The sequence below is a fragment of the Arthrobacter wenxiniae genome (assembly GCF_013376105.1).
Taxonomy (GTDB): domain Bacteria; phylum Actinomycetota; class Actinomycetes; order Actinomycetales; family Micrococcaceae; genus Specibacter; species Specibacter wenxiniae.
The window spans coordinates 1-17,356 of sequence record NZ_JAAMFM010000016.1; the positions used below are offsets into that span (position 1 = coordinate 1).

Sequence of the window (17,356 nt, forward strand, 5' to 3'; positions counted from 1 at the left end):
GGCCACCGGCGGACGCCGTTCCACCGGGCCCTTGACGGACGTGACCCCGGTGCCGGCGCCACGGCGCTTAGTGCGTGAGCGTGCGCCCAATATTGTTGTGTTCATGCCTCCACTCGGGGACGGGGATGACGAAACGGACTTTTGAGGCTGATATCGGTATCCAAAGTCCGTTTCGTCATCCCGCGTGCCATTGGCGGCGGGCGGGCCGCCGTGCACTGTGCCGCAGGTAAAGAATCGACAAGGGAAATTCCGGGTCCGCACCGGCACGAACTAAGCTGTTGGGGACAGCCTTCAGGACGTTCCGGCGGCACCCTTCCCGGCAACGGGAGCGCGGCGGAAATGATGCGTCCATGACACAAAGGACAGTAGTGGAAAATTCAGCACTGAACATTGTGGTCCTGGTCAAATACGTGCCAGACACGCAATTTGACCGGCACCTCACAGGTGACAGCCACCGCATGGACCGCAACGAGAGCATCCTGAGCGAACTTGACGAATACGCACTGGAAGCGGCGCTCGCGCTCACCGATGCCCGCGGCGGGGCCAAGGCCGGCAACAAGGTCACGGCCCTGACGCTGGGTCCGGCCGCCGCCGCGGCAGCCGTGAAGAAGTCGCTGCAGATCGGCGCCACCGACGGCGTCCACGTGAGCGACGAGGCCCTGGCCGGCTCCGACGCCTCGGCCACCTCGCTGGCACTGGCCGCCGCCATCAAGACCCTGGGCCCCGTGGACCTGGTCATCACCGGCATGGCCTCCACCGACGGCGAAACGTCCATCATCCCCGCGCAGCTCTCCGCCCGGCTGGGACTGCCGCAGCTCACCTTCGCCTCGTCGCTGGAGGTCGACGGAAGCACCGTGACCGCCCGCCGGGACGGCGACGACTTCACCGAGGAAATCCAGGCCACCCTGCCCGTGCTGGTTTCCGTCACGGACCAGGCGAACGAACCCCGCTACCCGAACTTCAAGGGCATCATCGCCGCCAAAAAGAAGAAGGTCACCACGCTGTCCCTCGCCGAGCTGGGGCTGCCGGCCGACGCCGTCGGGCCGGCGGGTTCCCTGACCCGGGTGGACGCCGCCGCCGAGCGCCCCGCCCGCACGGCCGGCACCATCATCACCGACTCGGGCGAAGCCGGCGTTGCGCTTGCCGACTTCCTGGCCGCGCAGAAACTGATCTAAGGATTCGCACATGAGAGCCATTGTTGTATTTATTGACCAGATTGACGTGCCAGGCACACTCCACCCCACCGCCCACCAGCTGCTGACCCTGGCCCGCGCCGCGGGCGAGCCCGTCGCCGTGGTGGCCGGCCCCGTCGATGCCGGGCTGGCCGCGGACCTGGGCGCGTACGGCGTCACCCGGATTCTCCATTCCGAGCAGGCGGACCTTGCCGACTACCTCGTGGCGCCCAAGGCGGACCTGGTGGCGCAGGCGGCGGCGGCCGTGTCAGCCTCCGCCGTGCTGCTGGACAACGGCCCCCAGGGCCGGGAAATCGCGGCCCGCGCGGGCGTAGCCCTGAATGCGGGCGTCATCACGGATGCCGTGTCCGTCGAATCCGTCGATGGGGCCCTCGTGGCGCACAAGTCGGTGCTGGCCGGCTCCTACACGGTCGCGGCGCGGGCCACTTCCGCCGTCGCCGTCATCAGTGTGAAGTCGCACAGCGTGGAGGCCGCCCCGGCAGCCGAGGCAACCACTCCCGCCGTCGAAGCCATTTCGGTGAACTTTGCCCCGGCCAGCCTCGGGGCCCGCGTGGTGCAGCGCACCCCCCGTGCCGCGTCCGGGAGGCCCGAGCTTGAGGACGCCCGGATCGTGGTGGCCGGCGGCCGCGGCGTGGACGGCGACTTTGGCCCGGTGGAGGAAATGGCGGACGTCCTCGGTGCGGCGGTGGGCGCCTCCCGTGCGGCCACGGACGCCGGCTGGATTTCACACTCCGCGCAGGTGGGCCAGACCGGCAAGAAGGTTTCCCCCCAGCTGTACATTTCCGTGGGCATCTCCGGAGCCATCCAGCAAAAGGCCGGCATGCAGACCTCGAAGGTGATCGTGGCCGTGAACAAGGACCCGGAATCGCCGATCTTTGAGATCGCCGACTTCGGCATTGTGGGCGACCTGTTCAAGGTGCTCCCGCAGGCCGTGGAGGAGATCAAGCGCCGCCGCGGCTGACCGGCGCACCGGGCCTGAACAGGCTCGACCGCCGGTGGTCGAGCCTGTTCAGGCCCTGACGCTTAATCCGGGACTGAGCCGATCCCGATCAGGGCGTCGGAGTTCATTTCCACGTGCGGGCCCACGGACTTGATGAAGTCGCGCCGGACCCGCGCAATGGCCTCGGGGTCGCGGGGGAGCAGGGTGCGCCAGCCGCTGCCCATGACCAGGTTCCACGCCATGTCGTCGTCCACGGACAGGGTCAGGGGGTGGGCGGAGACGGAGACGTCTGCCAGCCCCCGGGCGGTCAGCCAGTCCGTCAGCGATTCCACCGAGGCAATCTTCGCCATGTTCTGGTTGGGCAGCGGCACCACGCCGGCCAGCCGCGGACGCTCCTTGACGGCCGCCTCCAGGATGCGGGCGGCAAACGGCTCCAGCGCGCCTTCCACCCAGGTGCTCGCGACGAAGCGGCCGCCGGGGCGGAGCATGGAAACCAGGTGTTCCACGCCGGCCTCCATGTCGGCGAAGAAGAACATGCTGTAGGAGCACAGCACGGCGTCAAAGGTGCGGTGGCCGCGCCACTCGGTGACGTCGGCCTCGGTCAGGGTCGTGTTCAGGATCCCCCGCCCGGCGAGGTTGGCGGCGGCGATGCGCAGGAGCCCGGTGGAAAGGTCGACGCCGTCGACCGTCCCCTGGGGCCCCACGGCCAGCGCGGCCGGGAGGGTGGCCGCGCCGGTGCCGCAGCAGGCGTCAAGCACCTTTTCGCCGGGCTGCAGCACGGCCGCCCCGGCCACATCGCGTCCCATGGGATCCCACAGCTTGTCCGCCCACAGTTCAAATTGCAGGGCGCCGTCGGTGAACGCCAGGCCGGGATCGCGAGCGGACATGAATGCCTCCAGAGGGTGGACCAGTTGGTTGTGTGAAGTGGACGGGCGCGCAGGGGCTACGTTTGCGCGCCGGAGAAGCCGTTTTGGCGCCAAGCCTCATAGACGGCGATGGACGCCGAGTTGGCCAGGTTCAGGGACCTCAGGGTCGGGAGCATTGGGAGCCGCACGCGGCTGGTCACGTGGGGGTCGTGCTTGACCTCTTCCGGCAGTCCCACGGATTCGCGGCCGAACATGAGGACGTCGCCGGGGCGGTAGGCGATGTCCGTGTAGCTGGCTTCCCCGTCCGAGGTGAAGGCAAAGACGCGTTGCGGCGCCAGGGCCTCCCATGCCGCCTCCAGGGTCTTGTGCACGGTGACCACGGCGAGGTCGTGGTAGTCCAGGCCGGCGCGGCGCAGCTTGGCGTCCCCAAAGTCAAAGCCCAGCGGCTCCACCAGGTGCAGCTCGGCGCCGGTGATGGCGGCCAGGCGGATGGCGTTTCCGGTATTGCCGGGGATCTCGGGGGTGACGAAGAGGATGCGAAACACCGCTTCAGCTTACCGCGTCAGTACATGCCGCCGAGCAGGCGGCCCAGCACCTGCAGGTCCACCACATTGGGCCTGGGGCCGGCAGCCAGGAAGTGCTTGGCCTCGCGGACAAACCGGGCCGCGTTGGCCACGTTCAGCACATTCGAGCCATCAGGTTCGGTCCCCCGGGCGTAGTCGATGACCGGCTCAAAGAGATTGCCGGTGCCGCTGTGAACGCAGACCCACGCCGTCACGTTGCATTCGGGGAACAGTTCCTGCAGGCGGCGGGCGGCCGGAACAAGCTGCGGAGGGGCGGCCACCTTGCTGCCATGGACCAGCATGCTGCCGTCCCAGCGGAAGGCGCCGCCGGGCACCAGCATGGAACCGATGACGGCGATCCGGTAGCCGGCTACCAGGACGTGGTCCAGGTAGCCGCTTCCGCCCGGGGCCGTCAGCCCGTTGATCAGCCGGGCCGCGGGAATGCCGGGCAGCACCTGCTGCATGACCAGCTGGGCCGTGCGGGCCTCGCGTGCCAACCTGGACGAGGCGCCAAAGACGCCGCGCTTCCGCGGCGCCCCGTGCACGGGCAGGGCGGCCGTGCTCCGTGGCAGGATGGGCACGGCGCCCTCGGGCAGCGACTCGTAGGCGGGCACGTAGACGGCCGGTTCGCCGGCGGTGTTGCGGGCCCGTGGCGGCCGGCGGGTTGAAAAAGTGCCGTTGAACCCGCCGCCCGCCGCGGACCCGCCGCCAAAGGAGCCGTCCGTGAATCCGGTGCCGCCCTGGCCAGGACCTGCGGGCCCTGCGGGGGAACGCCCCGGCGTGCCATGCCCCCGGCTGCTGCCGCGCCCGGCCGGGGCCGCGTACGACCTGTCGTAGCGAAGCCGCTGCTCCGGGTTGCCGAGCACCTCGTAGGCTTCGGTGACCTTGCGGAACAACGCCGGATCGCCGCCGTGGTCCGGGTGTGAAATGCGGGCGGCCTTGCGGTAGGCAATCTTTATTTCGCGTTCCGTCGCGGTACTGGGGATGCCCAGGACTTGGTAGTGCGTGAGGAACTTCTCGCTCACCGGTGGCCTTTCGCCTGGTTGGTCGAATCAGGCCAGTCTACTGGCGAACCCTGAACGCCGGCACAATTCGGCCGTGTCGCCAGGCAGGCCCGACGTGCAGCCGGCGGCCCGGCCGCGACCACCGCGCGCGTCATGGCCAGGCGCTCCGTGTCCCCACCCGCCAACTGACGCTCAGTTGCCGGGGCGCAGGTAGCGCAGGAACAGCATGGAGCCGGACTTGAGGATGTGCGCCAGTTCCAGGGCCTGCGGCCCGGCGGACGCGGTGCCCGGCAGCACGTCCGCGATGCGCTTGGCCGTGCCGCCCACCAGCAGGGGCGACACCGTCACCGACAGCTCGTCGACCCGCCCGGCCGCTTGGAAGGTGCCCAGCAGGGTGGGCCCGCCCTCCGAGTGGATGCGGTGCATCCCCCGCGTCCCCAGTTCCGCCACCAGGGCGCCCACATCCAGGGCATCCTCCCCGGCCAGGACGACGTCGGCCACCCCGCCGAGCGCCTCCCTGCGGTCCGCGGGGGCGGACGCCGTGGTGATGACCAGCGGCCGGACGGGGGCGTCCGTGAATACCTCCAGGGCCGGGTCCAGGTTCAGGGTGCCCGAGACAACGGCCAGCGGCGGGCGTTCGGGCAGCCCGTGCTCCATGCGCCACCGGCGGGCGTCCGGGCTGAGCAGCTCGCCGCCGTAGCCTTCGGCCCGGACGGTCTGGGCGCCCACCAGGATGACGTCCGCCGTGCGGCGCATCAGCTGGAACAGGTGCTGGTCGTCCGCACTGCCCAGCTTGCCGGAACGGCCCTCCACCGTGGCCGCACCGTCAACGCTGGAAACAAAATTAAAGCTGACCCAGCCGCGCCCGGGCGGGACGGCGGCGTTTTCGCGCAACAGCTCCTCGTCCAGGGCCGGCCCGGACAGCGCCGGCGCCGCCGGGAAGATCCGCTCAATCATGGGGCGTCCTCGGGCGGGCGGCCCGGCTGGTTGGCGTCCCCCGTGTTGTGCAGGAGGTACGCGGGCTGGCGCCAGCCCAGCACGGCCTCGGTCATGCGGATGGCTGAGGCCGCCGACGCCACGTTGTGCATCCGCAGGATGCGGGCGCCGCCCAGAATGGAGATGACGGCCGCGGCCAGCGAGCCTTCCAGGCGGTCCGACTTGTCCTGGTTGAGCGTCTCTCCGATGAAGTCCTTGTTGGACACGGCCGCGAGCGCCGGGAAGCCCAGTGCCGCGATCTCGTTGAAGCGGCGCGTCAGCTCCAGGGTGTGCAGCGTGTTCTTGTTGAGGTCGTGCCCCGGGTCGATGATGATGTTTTCCGGCGGGACGCCCAGCGAAAGGGCCAGCTCCACCTTCTCGCGCAGGAAGGCGGCCACCTCGGCCACCACGTCCGTGTAGACCGGGCGCGGGTGGACGGTGCGCGGCTTGGCCAGCGAATGCGTGATGATCAGGTGGGCGCCGGTCTCCGCGACCACGGACGCCAGCTCCGGGTGGGACAGCCCAGTGGTGTCGTTGACCACGTGGGCCCCCGCCGCGATGCTGCGGGCGGCCACCTCCGGCAGGAAGGTGTCCACGGAGATGATGACGTTGCTGGCCGCGGACACGGCCTCCACCACCGGGACCACCCGGTCGCCCTCTTCCCGGGCGCCCAGCGCCGGCCCCGGCGCAAAGGGGACACCGCCAATGTCAACCCAGTCGGCGCCGTCGTCCACGGCCGCCAGCGACGCCGCCACGGCCGCGTCCAGCGCGAAGGTGGCGCCGCCGTCGTAAAACGAATCCGGGGTCCGGTTCACAATGGCCATGAGGGCCACCTGGCGGCTGAAGTCCAGGGTCCGGGCGCCAATGCGGTGCACCGGGTGCAGCAGCGGCGGCGTGTAAAACGGCGCCGCGGTCCCCGAACCGGGGGCGGTGGCGTCGAAGGAAGGGGGCTGCCGCAGAGTTGTCATCCCCTCCATCAAATATCCCCGAGCGGCGTTTGTGGGTCAGCCAGCTTTGCCGTGTCGACGGTGCGCGCGGAGCTGATGAGGTCCTTGATGGCGTCCTGCACGTCCCAGATGTTGACGTTCATGCCTGCCACGACGCGGCCGTCGAGCACCCAGAAGGCGATGAATTCGCGCCTTTCCAGGCTGCCCCGGACCACAAGTTCGGCCTCCTTGGTGAGCGCGCCGAAGCCGGAGTACTCCATGCCAAGATCGAACTGGTCGGTGTAGAAGTAGGGAATGTCGTCAAGCGCGGCGTCCCGGCCCAGCATTGACTTGGCGGCCACCTTGCCGCTGGCAATGGCGTTGGCCCAGTGCTCGGAGCGGGCGTAGGCGTTGGTCACGGGGTGCAGGGAGTTGGCGACGTCGCCGGCGGCAAAGATGTCCGGGTCGGAGGTCGCCAGGCTGCCCGAGACCTGGATGCCGTTGTTGATGGTGAGCCCGGCGTCCTGGGCCAGGGCGGTGTTGGGGACGACGCCGACGGCGACAATCACCAGATCCGCGGGCAGCACCTCCCCGGTGGTGGTCAGGACTGCGGTGACGTGGCCGCCGTCGCCCCTGATTTCCTTGGCGCTGGAGGGCAGCACGAACTTCACGCCGGCCTCCTCGTGGCGCGAGGCGAACACGCGGCCCAGCTCGCTGCCGATCGCCACGGACAGGGGCACGTCCTCCAGGCCCAGCAGGGTCACGTTGTTGCCAAGTTCGGTGGCGGTGGCGGCGATTTCCATGCCGATCCACCCGGAGCCGATCATGACCAGGTTGTGCCCGCCGGCGGAAAGGAGCTCCTTCATTGCCACGCTGTCCGCCTTGGTGCGGAAGTAGTGCACGCCGTCAAGGTCAACGCCGGGGAACGGGATGACGCGCGGCGAGGCGCCGGTGGCGAGGAGCAGCTTGGCATAGGGCAGCACGGTTCCGTCGGAGAGTGTGGCGGTGTGCGCGGCGGGATCGATTGCCGTGGCTGCGGTGCCGCTCAGGACGGCCACGTTGTTCTCGGGGTACCAGGTGGCAGGGTAGGGCAGGAGGGCATCGTCGCCTTCCTTGCCGGCCAGGAATCCCTTCGACAGCGGCGGGCGCTGGTACGGCGTTTCCGGCTCGTCGGCGACAATGGTCACCGGACCCTCCCAGCCTTCCTTGCGCAGCGTCTCCGCGGCCGTGGCGCCGGCGAGGCCGCCGCCAATGATGACCATCCCGGCTGCTTGGGCCGCCGGCGTGCTGTTTGATTCACTCATGACAAGAAACTCTTTTCCGTGGACGTGGATGCCTGGTGCGTAAAAGGTGGGGGACCGCCCTAGTGGGGGAACTGGTCACGCAGGGGACCGGCGTCGGCCAGGTCCCCGGTGAAAACGGACGTGCGGGTCAGGGTGCCGGCAGTGTGAACGCCGCGCAGGGACATGCACATGTGTTCGGCCTCCACGACGACTCCGACGCCCCGGGGTGACAGCGTCTCCTCCAGCCAGTCTGCCACCTGTTGGGTCAAGCGCTCCTGGACCTGGAGGTCCCGGGAGAAATGCTCCACGCCGCGGGCCAGCTTGGACAGGCCGAAAAGGCGCTCACCGGGCAGGTAGCCCACGTGGGCCACGCCGCGGAAGGGCAGCAGGTGGTGCTGGCAGAGCGAGTGGAAGGGGATGTCCTTGACCAGGACCAGGCCCGCGTAGCCCTCATCGTTGGGGAACGTGGTCCAGTTGGTCCCGCGCGGCGTGAGCATTTCGGCATAGGCGGCGGCCACCCGGCGCGGGGTGTCCAACAGGTGGGGGTCGTTGACGTCGCGGCCCAGGGCACGGAGGAAGTCGGCAATCGCCGCCTGCGCCGCCGGCAGGTCAAGGGGCGCCGGGGCGCCCAACGCGGAACCCTCCAGCGCGGGACGGTCCAGTCCGGGAACCTCGAAGGCGAGGAGGTCGGGGAGGGCCGCGCTTGAGATCGACATGTGCTCTTCCTTTCTAAAGCTTGTATTCTTGACTTTAGAAGTGCAGACTCGAAGCGTCAAGTAAGCGTCATGTAAGAACGAAACAAAGCACCATCCGCACCGCACAACCTCGAAGGCAAGCAGTCATGAATCCAACCCAGCAGCAGGCATCCCTGAGCGAGGCCGAGCGGCTCAACGCCGTGGCGTCCCTGGGTGATCCCGTCCGCAAGAGGCTGTTCGAGTTGATCCGCCGCAGCCCGCACGCCCTCAGCCGGGACGACTGCGCGGAGGCGCTCGGGCTGCCGAAGAGCACCATCCGGGCCCACCTGGACCGGCTGGCGGCGGACGGACTGCTGCTGGTCGAGTTCCGGAAGGTGGGGGACCGCACGGGACCGGGATCGGGGCGCCCCACCAAGCTGTACACCGTGGCCGTGGGCGAGGTGGCGGCCTCCGTCCCCGCCCGGCACTACGACCTTGCGGCCGAACTGCTGGCGGCGGCCGTCCAGCGTTCCATCGACTCCTCCGAAGCCGTGGAGGACGCGCTCGCCGGGGTGGCGTTCGACGCCGGCAGGCGGCTGGGCGCCGAGGCCGGAACCATCCACAACCTGCTGGCCAACACCGGCTACGACCCCCGGCCCGACGGCCGGGGCGGGACCATCATGGCCAACTGCCCGTTTCACAAGCTGTCCCAGGAACACACCGGCGTGGTGTGCCAGCTCAATGGCGCGCTGCTCAACGGGGCCCTGGTGGGCTGCGGGGATGGGGACCACAGCATTGAACCCGACGCCGAACTCTCCCACTGCTGCGCCAGGATCGTCCCCGTTCGGTGATTGAGCCCGTCGAAATCCGGTGGTCGAGCCGCCCCGGTGGTCGAGCCGCCCCGGTGGTCGAGCCGCCCCGGTGGTCGAGCAGCGAGCCCTGCGAGCGCGTCGAGACCTTGAACCCCCGGGGGTGCAGTCATTGCCATTTGCGCGCGGCAGGCCGGGGGCGAATGGCAACAGCCACCCCCTGAACGCAAACGCCAAACACGATTAAGCATTTCCGGCGGCCACCTGAAAAGGTGGCCGCCGGAAATGTTGAAGGCGTGCGCCTGGCGGGCCGCAACCCGCCCTGCCCGGGTGCCTAGAAGACGGCCTGGAGGGCGTCCGCGATCCCTTCGCCGTAGAAGCTGTTGTCGCGCAGGGGGCCTGCGCAGGTGGCGCCCTTGGGCGTCGCCGGCGGCATGCAGATGTGGTCCTCGGCCTGCTTCCGCAGTTGCGAGATCAGCTGCTTCGGCTTCCAGCCGGGATGCCCGGACTTCATCAGCGCGAGCACGCCCGCCACGTGGGGCGAAGCCATGGACGTGCCGCTCAGCAGTCCATAGCCGTTGTTGGGCAGCGTGGACAGGATCCGTGATCCGGGTGCCGCGCCGTCAATCACGTTCAAGCCGCGGTTGGAGAAGGACGACAGCTTGCCGGCCTGGTCGGTTGAGGAAACCGTCACCACCCCGTCCAGTTCGGTGGGCATGTCCTTGCACCCGTTGTTGATCTGGCGCTCAATCCCGGTGGCGTCGTTCGGGCTGACGTCGTCCGTGGTTTTGTTGGCCAGGTCGTAGGAGGCGTTGCCGGCAGCCGCCGCATGCACCACGCCCTTGTCCGTGGACCAGTTGACGGCGCGCTCGACGGCGGTGCGCACGGCCTTCTGGTCCGGCTGGTCATCGCACCAGAACTGCACTGGATCGATGTAGTAGCTGTTGTTCGTGACATCCATGCCCTTCATGCCCGCCCACATGAAGCCGCAGATGGCGTATTCGGGATAGATCGAGCCGGCGTCGTTGACCACCTTGACGGAGGCCATGCGCACGTTGGGTGCCACGCCGACGATGCCCACGCCGTTGCGGGCCGCGCCGATGATGCCCGCCACATGGGTGCCGTGGGAGGAGGTGGTGGGGTTCCAGCCGGTCGGTGAGGTGTCCGGGCGCCCGGCGTTGGTGCAGTTGACGGAGTTGGCCACGTCGATGTTGGCCTTGAGGTCCGGGTGGTTGGGGTCGATCCCGCTGTCCAGGACCCCGACCAGGACCTTCCGTGAACCGTCGGTCAGCTGGTGGGCCTGGTCCGCCTTGATCTGGGTCAGGTTCCACTGCTCGGTTTCACGCGGATCCAGGGCAACGCCGTCGAACGTGGCGTCGCCGTAGAGGAGATCCGAGTTGGCCAGCTGCTTGCTGCGCAGCTGGGGCGCCTTCTGCCACGGTGTGGAAATGCCGTCCGGGGTGCCCTCGGCCACCGGGATGGTGCGGGTGGCTCCCACGGATTCCACGGAGGAATTTCCGTACTTGAGGACGTCCGCGCGGAAGCTGGCGCGCTCGGACTGGACAATGACGACGCCGATCTCCGGCCACTGCTGGACGGCGGCGCCGCCGGCGGCCTCAACGGCACGCACCACGTCCCGGGTCTTGTTGGCGTTGGCGGCCTTGGCATTGACCACGTAGCTCATGAGCTCGCCGTCGGCCGCGGGAAAGTCGATGGGTGTGGACTGCTGGCCGGGCGGCGCCGCCATGGCGCTGCCACTGAGCAGGGTTGACGCCGCGACCGCGACCGCGCAGAAGGCAGCCGCCGTCGTTCGGCGGAAGAGTGCTGTTTTCATGGATTTAATCCCCCAAAGGATTGTTGAGTGATGTCAGACACCTGCGATCCTGCCATCAGCGGCAGACATTGACAACCTTGACAAAAGCCCTGTCATGTTGACGTCGAGCGCGTGCGCCGTAAAGTGGGCAGTCCGCCGGATGCCGTAGAATTGTGCGGTGCCCGTGTATCTAGACCACGCGGCGACCACGCCCATTTCGGCCCCGGCCCTCGCCGCACTCACCAAAGTCATCAGCCGCAGCGGCAACCCCTCCTCGCTGCACGGCGCGGGACGGCGCGCCCGCGCAACGGTCGAACAGTCCCGTGAAACCATTGCCGCGGCCGCCGGCGCCCATCCAACAGAAGTCATCTTCACCTCCGGCGGCACCGAGGCGGACAACCTGGCCGTCAAGGGCCTGTTCTGGTCCCGGCGCGACGCCGATCCCCGCCGCACCCGCATCCTGGTCTCCGCCGTCGAACACGCCGCCGTGCAGGACACCGTGGAATGGCTGGCAAAGAGCGAGGGCGCCCAGGCCGTCTGGCTGCCCGTCGATGAAGCCGGGACCCTTGACCTGGAAGCCCTCAAGAAGGAACTGGACGACGGCGGGGCCGACTCCGTGGCGCTCGTCACCTGCATGTGGGCCAACAACGAGGTGGGCACCATCCAGCCCATCGCCGACGTCGTTGCGCTCGCGGCACCGCACGGCATCCCCGTCCATTCCGACGCGGTGCAGGCCTTCGGCTCCGTGCCGGTCAACTTCAAGGAGTCCGGGCTGGCCGCCATGTCCATCAGCGGGCACAAGATCGGCGGGCCCGTGGGCGTCGGCGCGCTGCTGCTGGGCCGCGCCGTGGCGCTGACCCCCGTGCAGCATGGCGGCGGGCAGGAGCGCAGCGTCCGCTCCGGCACGCTGGACACCGCCGGCATCGCGGCCTTTGCCGCCGCCGCCCGGGACGTCACCGAAAACCTGGCGGCGGAAGGCGCGCGGATCGCGGGCCTGCGGGATGCGCTCATCGCCGCCGTCCGCCAACTGGTCCCCGAGGCTGTGCTGCGCGGCACGGATCCGGCCCTCGACCCCGCCGGCAGGCTGCCTGGCAACGCCCACTTCACGTTCCCGGGCTGCGAGGGAGACTCCCTGCTGTTCCTGCTGGACATGGCGGGGATCGAGTCCTCCACCGGTTCCGCGTGCACGGCCGGCGTGCCGCGGCCCTCGCACGTCCTGCTGGCCATGGGCCTGGACGAGGACACGGCGCGCGGCGCGCAGCGCTTCAGCCTCGGGCATACTTCGACTCCCGCCGACGTTGACGCGTTTGTGGCCGCCCTGCCGCAGGCCCACGCACGCGCAAAAACGGCAGGCATGGCCGGGCACCAATCGTCCATTCAAACCGCCAGCACCGGTGGTTGAGCCTGTCGAAACCAGGCCGGTGATCGAGCCTGTCGAAACCAGGCCGGTGATCGAGCCCGTCGAGATCCAAGAACTGTGAAAGGTATGTAATGCGAGTATTGGCCGCCATGAGTGGCGGGGTTGACTCCGCCGTCGCCGCCGCCCGCGCTGTGGAGGCGGGGCACGACGTCGTCGGCGTCCACCTGGCGCTCTCCCGCATGCCCGGCACCCTCCGGACAGGCAGCCGCGGCTGCTGCACGGTGGAGGACTCCAACGACGCCTGGCGCGCCTGCGACCTCCTCGGCATCCCGTACTACGTCTGGGATTTCTCCGAGCGGTTCAAGGAGGACGTGGTCCAGGACTTCATTGACGAATATGCCGCCGGCCGCACCCCCAATCCGTGCATGCGCTGCAACGAGCGCATCAAGTTTGCCGCGCTGCTGGAGAAGGCCATCGCATTGGGCTTCGACGCCGTCTGCACCGGCCACTACGCCAAGGTCATCACCGATGCCGACGGCAACCCGGAACTGCACCGCGCCGCGGACTGGGCCAAGGACCAGAGCTATGTGCTCGGGGTGCTGACGCATGAGCAGCTCAAGCATTCCATGTTCCCGCTCGCGGACACCCCGTCCAAGGCGGAGGTGCGCGCGGAGGCGGAGCGCCGCGGGCTGTCCGTCGCCAAGAAGCCGGACAGCCACGACATCTGCTTCATTTCCGACGGCGACACCGCCGGCTGGCTGGCCGAGAAGATCCAGATGACCCCGGGCGACATCGTCGACGAGACCGGGACGAAGGTGGGCGGCCACGACGGCGCCAACCAGTTCACAGTGGGCCAGCGGCGCGGCCTGAAGCTGGGCACCCCAGCCGCGGACGGCAAGCCGCGCTTTGTGCTGGAGATCCGGCCCAAGGAGAACAAGGTGGTGGTTGGCCCGCACGCCCTGCTGGCCATTGACGAGCTCAAGGGGATCAAGGTCTCCTGGGCCGGGCTGCCCATCGCCGAGGTCGCCACGGGTGAGGAGTTTGACTGCCACGCCCAGGTCCGCGCCCACGGCGACCCCGTGCCCGCCCGCGCCCGCGTCACCATGGTGATGGACGACGGCGTTTCCCGCCAGGCGCTGACCGTCACCCTGGGCGAGCCGCTGCGCGGCGTGGCGCCCGGCCAGACCGTGGTTCTGTACCAGGGCACGCGCGTGCTGGGACAGGCGACGATTGATTCGGCCCGCTCCCTGGCGCGCCCGGAGTTGCCGTAGCGGCCCACGAAACGGCAAGCTGGCGTAAACTTCCGTACAAGGTGACTTTGATCACGGAAGGTAGCCATCATGCCCCCGCATTTAATACCGAATCCGCTGCAACTTCTCGAACGATCGCTGGACCAGTGCGGCGAGGTGATCTCGGCCATCGCCGCCAACCAGGCCGACTGGCCCACCCCCTGCACCGAATGGACGGTCCAGGACCTCCTGCACCACCTGGTGGTCCAGGACCTGCACAACTACACCGTGATGGCCCGTGGCAGCAACGTGGACCCGATGGCCGCGACCGCCACCGTGGGCGCCGACTGGTCCACCCGCTTTTCCCACGGCGCCGCCATGCTCATGAGGGCCTGGTCCGTGGCCGAACTCAGCAGCCAGGTGGCGCTGCCCGGTGGCGGCGAGGCGCCGCTGCGCAGCAGGATCGGCCTGCAGATTGCCGAATTCACCGTTCATTCATGGGACCTGGCCACGGCCACCGGAGTGCACGTCATGCTGGACCCCGCCCTGGCCGACCAGTCGCTGGCCTGGTCGCAGCGCGTGATGAAGGCCGACTACCGGGGCCCCGACAAGTCCTTTGGCCATGAGGTCAGGGTGCCGCTGAATGCGGACAGCTATGCCCGGCTCGCCGGGTGGTTCGGGCGGGATCCGCAGTTCGTGCCCGGGCCCCGGGCCGCGTCCCTAAAGTAACCGTCTGGTTGCAACTCCCCGTTCCATGCAAGGTCCACGGCATAAGTCTGGTAGAAAGTAAACATAAGGCACGTGGGCCAGGTCACACAACGTAGTGTGGCCTGTTTCATGAGCAGGCACTACAGAAAGTTTGCAGATGGCTAAGAATAAATTTGGACTGCGGTCGGTGGTCGCCGTAGCCGGCGTCTCACTGCTTGCTTTGACAGCATGCACGGGCCCCGCCGGCGGGGGCGGCAGCTCCCAGGGCGGCGGTGCCGCGGGCGGTCCGATCGTGGTGGGAACCACGGACAAGGTCACCTTCCTTGATCCGGCCGGGTCCTATGACAACGGGTCGTTCATGGTCATGAACCAGATCTACCCGTTCCTTCTCAATTCGTCGCCGGGCAGTGCGGACCCGAAGCCGGACATGGCCGTCTCGGCGTCGTTCACGTCCCCCACCGAATACACGGTCAAGCTCAAGCCCGGCCTGAAGTGGGCCAACGGCACCGCGCTGGACTCCAAGGATGTGAAGTTCTCCTTTGACCGCATGCTGAAGATCAACGATGCCAACGGGCCTGCGACGCTGCTCGGGAACCTGGAGAGCGTCAGCGCCCCCGATGCCACCACCGTGGTGTTCAAGCTCAAGCTCGGCAACGACCAGACGTTCCCCCAGGTGCTGACCAGCCCGGCGGCCCCCATCGTCGACGACACGGTCTTCAGCCCCACGAAGGTCACCGACGACGACACCATCATCAAGGGCAAGTCCTTCGCCGGCCAGTTCTCCATTGACACCTACAAGAAGAACGAGCTCATTGCGTTCAAGAAGAACCCCAGCTACCAGGGCCTGCTGGGGCCGGCCAAGTCGGACAGCGTGACCCTGAAGTATTACGCCGACTCCACCAACATGAAGCTGGACATCCAGAAGGGCAACATCGACGTCGCCTGGCGCAGCATGACGGCGACCGACATTGACAGCCTGAAGTCGGACAAGAACGTTCGGGTGGACATTGGGCCCGGCGGTGAAATCCGCTACATCGTCTTCAACTTCGACACCATGCCGTTCGGCGCCAAGACAGCGACGCCGGACGCAGCCAAGGCGCTCGCGGTCCGCCAGGCCATGGCAGACACCATCGATCGCAAGGCCATTGCCGACCAGGTGTACAAGGGCACGTACCTGCCGCTGTACTCCTTTGTCCCGCAGGGCTTCACCGGCGCGATCGAGCCGCTGAAGAAGGACTATGGCGACGGCAACGGCGCCCCGGACCTTGACAAGGCAAAGAAGGTCCTGTCCGACGCCGGAGTGAGCGGCCCGGTCACCCTGGACCTGCAGTACAACCCGGACCACTACGGCTCCTCCTCGGGTGACGAATACGCGGCCATCAAGTCGCAGCTGGAAGCCAGCGGCCTGTTCAAGGTCAACCTGCAGTCCACCGAGTGGGTGTCCTACTCCAAGCAGCGCACCGCCAACGGCGGCGCCTATCCGCTGTACCAGCTGGGCTGGTTCCCGGACTACTCGGACGCGGACAACTACCTGACGCCGTTCTTCAGCAAGGACAACTTCCTGAAGAACCACTACAGCAACGACGCCATCCAGAAGTTGATCAGCGAACAGCTGGTCACCAACGACAAGGCAAAGCGCACCTCGATCATCGAGCAGATCCAGACGGACGAGGCGAAGGACCTCTCCACGCTGCCGCTGCTGCAGGGTGCCCAGGTGGCCGTGTCCAACGTCAAGGTGAACGGCACCAAGGACACCCTTGATGCATCGTTCAAGTTCCGTTTGGGCGTGCTGTCCAAGTAGGCCGAAGGGTCTCCGCAAAGCACAACCACAAAGAAGGCGGGGCCTCCCCTGGGCGCCCCGCCTTCTTGCACGGAACCATACCGCACGATATTTCTTGCACCATAGAAACAGGCATACATGACCGCAATGATTGACCTGCCGCAGGCGGAACCCGCCGCGCAGGCACCCGAACGGAAAAGCAAGGCCGGAGGCAGCCTGGGCAAATATCTGCTCGTCCGCTTCTTCTTGATTTTCCCCACCATCCTCATCCTCGTCACCATGGTCTTCTTCCTGATGCGCGTGACCGGCGACCCCATTACGGCGGCCCTGGGCGGGCGGCTCGCACCGGACCAGCTGGCGCAGCGCATCCACGAGGCCGGCTACGACCGTCCCATCTTTATCCAATACTTTGAGTATCTGGGCCAGATTGCCACCGGCAACTTTGGCCGCACCATCTCGGACAACCTGGCCATCTCCGACATGCTGGCCACCTATGGCACGGCCACGCTGGAACTGGCCATCAACTCCCTGATCGTGGCGCTGGCCATCGGCATTCCCTTCGGCATGCTCGCCGCCTACAAGCGTGACAAGTACCAGGACGCCATCCTGCGCGTGCTGGCCATCTCCTTCTACGCCACCCCGGTGTTCTTCGCCGGGCTGCTGCTGAAGCTGGTCTTTTCCATCTGGCTGGGCTGGTTCCCGGTTTCCGGCCGGGCAGGGACGTCAACCGAGATTGCCATGGCTTCCCTGGCGGCCCCCACCGGCATCTACTGGCTGGACGCGCTGCGCAGCGGCAACATGAACGCCTTCTGGGACATTGCCCAGCACTCCGTGCTCCCCGCCGTTGCCCTCGGCCTGCTCACCGCCGGCATCTTCCTGCGCCTGGTGCGCACCAACGTGATCGGCACGCTGAGCAAGGACTACGTTGAGGCGGGCCGGTCCCGAGGCGTCAGCGAGTACCGGCTGCTCACCAAGCACGCCTACAAGCCCGCGCTGATCCCCATCATCACCGTCATGGGCCTGCAGATCGCCCTGCTCCTGGGGGGCGCGGTCCTGACGGAGACCACCTTCGAGTGGAAGGGCCTGGGCTTCCAGCTGGCCCACTACCTCACGGCCCGCGACTTCGTGGCCGTCCAGGGCATCGTCGCACTGCTCGCCGTGATCGTGGCCATCACCAACTTCATCGTGGACGTCGTTGCCGCACTGATCGACCCGAGGGTGAGGTACTAGGCC

The 17,356-nt window shown here is 67.9% G+C and carries 16 protein-coding genes; 8 read left to right on the top strand and 8 right to left on the bottom strand.

From position 1 onward, the window contains the following. Positions 1–383: 383 nt before the first annotated feature. Positions 384–1,175 carry an electron transfer flavoprotein subunit beta/FixA family protein gene (locus G6034_RS11395; RefSeq protein ID WP_218063846.1) on the top strand — a complete coding sequence of 264 codons (792 nt, stop codon included), beginning with the start codon at positions 384–386 and terminating at the stop codon, positions 1,173–1,175. 10 nt (positions 1,176–1,185) lie between these two features. Continuing rightward, the gene (locus G6034_RS11400) at positions 1,186–2,154 is read left to right on the top strand and encodes an electron transfer flavoprotein subunit alpha/FixB family protein (RefSeq protein ID WP_176635241.1); all 969 of its coding nucleotides are present in this window, start codon (positions 1,186–1,188) and stop codon (positions 2,152–2,154) included. A gap of 62 nt (positions 2,155–2,216) precedes the next feature. Here G6034_RS11400 and G6034_RS11405 read toward each other — a convergent pair whose 3' ends face one another. From G6034_RS11405 to folE, 7 genes are all read right to left on the bottom strand, one after another. After that, positions 2,217–3,020, bottom strand: a complete 804-nt coding sequence (locus tag G6034_RS11405; RefSeq protein ID WP_176635242.1) for a class I SAM-dependent methyltransferase — start codon at positions 3,018–3,020, stop codon at positions 2,217–2,219. 56 nt (positions 3,021–3,076) lie between these two features. Further along, positions 3,077–3,544, bottom strand: a complete 468-nt coding sequence (locus G6034_RS11410; RefSeq protein WP_176635243.1) for a TrmH family RNA methyltransferase — start codon at positions 3,542–3,544, stop codon at positions 3,077–3,079. 17 nt (positions 3,545–3,561) lie between these two features. Then, entirely contained in the window at positions 3,562–4,587 is a 1,026-nt protein-coding gene (locus G6034_RS11415) for a DnaJ domain-containing protein (RefSeq protein WP_176635244.1), read from the bottom strand. 171 nt (positions 4,588–4,758) lie between these two features. Further along, on the bottom strand, positions 4,759–5,523 hold the full coding sequence (locus tag G6034_RS11420) for a pyrimidine reductase family protein (RefSeq protein ID WP_218063844.1): 765 nt from the start codon (positions 5,521–5,523) through the stop codon (positions 4,759–4,761). Next, positions 5,520–6,509, bottom strand: a complete 990-nt coding sequence (gene folP / locus G6034_RS11425; protein ID WP_176635245.1) for a dihydropteroate synthase — start codon at positions 6,507–6,509, stop codon at positions 5,520–5,522. Before folP ends, G6034_RS11420 begins: the two co-directional genes overlap by 4 nt. A gap of 8 nt (positions 6,510–6,517) precedes the next feature. Continuing rightward, positions 6,518–7,771 carry an NAD(P)/FAD-dependent oxidoreductase gene (locus G6034_RS11430; RefSeq protein WP_246295708.1) on the bottom strand — a complete coding sequence of 418 codons (1,254 nt, stop codon included), beginning with the start codon at positions 7,769–7,771 and terminating at the stop codon, positions 6,518–6,520. A 59-nt stretch (positions 7,772–7,830) separates the two neighbouring features. Beyond that, positions 7,831–8,466 carry a GTP cyclohydrolase I gene (gene folE / locus G6034_RS11435; protein WP_176635246.1) on the bottom strand — a complete coding sequence of 212 codons (636 nt, stop codon included), beginning with the start codon at positions 8,464–8,466 and terminating at the stop codon, positions 7,831–7,833. 125 nt (positions 8,467–8,591) lie between these two features. On the opposite strand from folE, the gene G6034_RS11440 reads away from it, so the two are divergent. Beyond that, a complete protein-coding gene (locus tag G6034_RS11440; RefSeq protein ID WP_176635247.1) occupies positions 8,592–9,275 on the top strand; it encodes a helix-turn-helix transcriptional regulator in 684 nt (227 codons plus the stop codon). Positions 9,276–9,567: 292 nt separating this feature from the next. Here the strand turns inward: G6034_RS11440 and G6034_RS11445 are convergent, their stop codons facing one another. Beyond that, positions 9,568–11,067 (bottom strand): S8 family peptidase, encoded by a 1,500-nt coding sequence (locus G6034_RS11445; protein WP_176635248.1) that lies wholly within the window; start codon positions 11,065–11,067, stop codon positions 9,568–9,570. Positions 11,068–11,224: 157 nt separating this feature from the next. Here G6034_RS11445 and G6034_RS11450 point away from each other — a divergent pair, with 157 nt between their 5' ends. The 5 genes from G6034_RS11450 (at position 11,225) to G6034_RS11470 (ending at position 17,353) form a co-directional block, all read left to right on the top strand. Continuing rightward, positions 11,225–12,448 (top strand): aminotransferase class V-fold PLP-dependent enzyme, encoded by a 1,224-nt coding sequence (locus G6034_RS11450; RefSeq protein ID WP_176635249.1) that lies wholly within the window; start codon positions 11,225–11,227, stop codon positions 12,446–12,448. An 89-nt stretch (positions 12,449–12,537) separates the two neighbouring features. Next, positions 12,538–13,677, top strand: coding sequence for a tRNA 2-thiouridine(34) synthase MnmA (mnmA, locus tag G6034_RS11455; protein ID WP_176635250.1), 1,140 nt, complete (start codon positions 12,538–12,540; stop codon positions 13,675–13,677). 69 nt (positions 13,678–13,746) lie between these two features. Continuing rightward, the gene (locus tag G6034_RS11460) at positions 13,747–14,364 is read left to right on the top strand and encodes a TIGR03086 family metal-binding protein (protein WP_176635251.1); all 618 of its coding nucleotides are present in this window, start codon (positions 13,747–13,749) and stop codon (positions 14,362–14,364) included. Positions 14,365–14,500: 136 nt separating this feature from the next. Beyond that, a complete protein-coding gene (locus tag G6034_RS11465) occupies positions 14,501–16,144 on the top strand; it encodes an ABC transporter substrate-binding protein (protein ID WP_176635252.1) in 1,644 nt (547 codons plus the stop codon). A 126-nt stretch (positions 16,145–16,270) separates the two neighbouring features. Then, positions 16,271–17,353, top strand: a complete 1,083-nt coding sequence (locus tag G6034_RS11470; protein ID WP_246295720.1) for an ABC transporter permease — start codon at positions 16,271–16,273, stop codon at positions 17,351–17,353. Positions 17,354–17,356 lie beyond the last annotated feature (3 nt).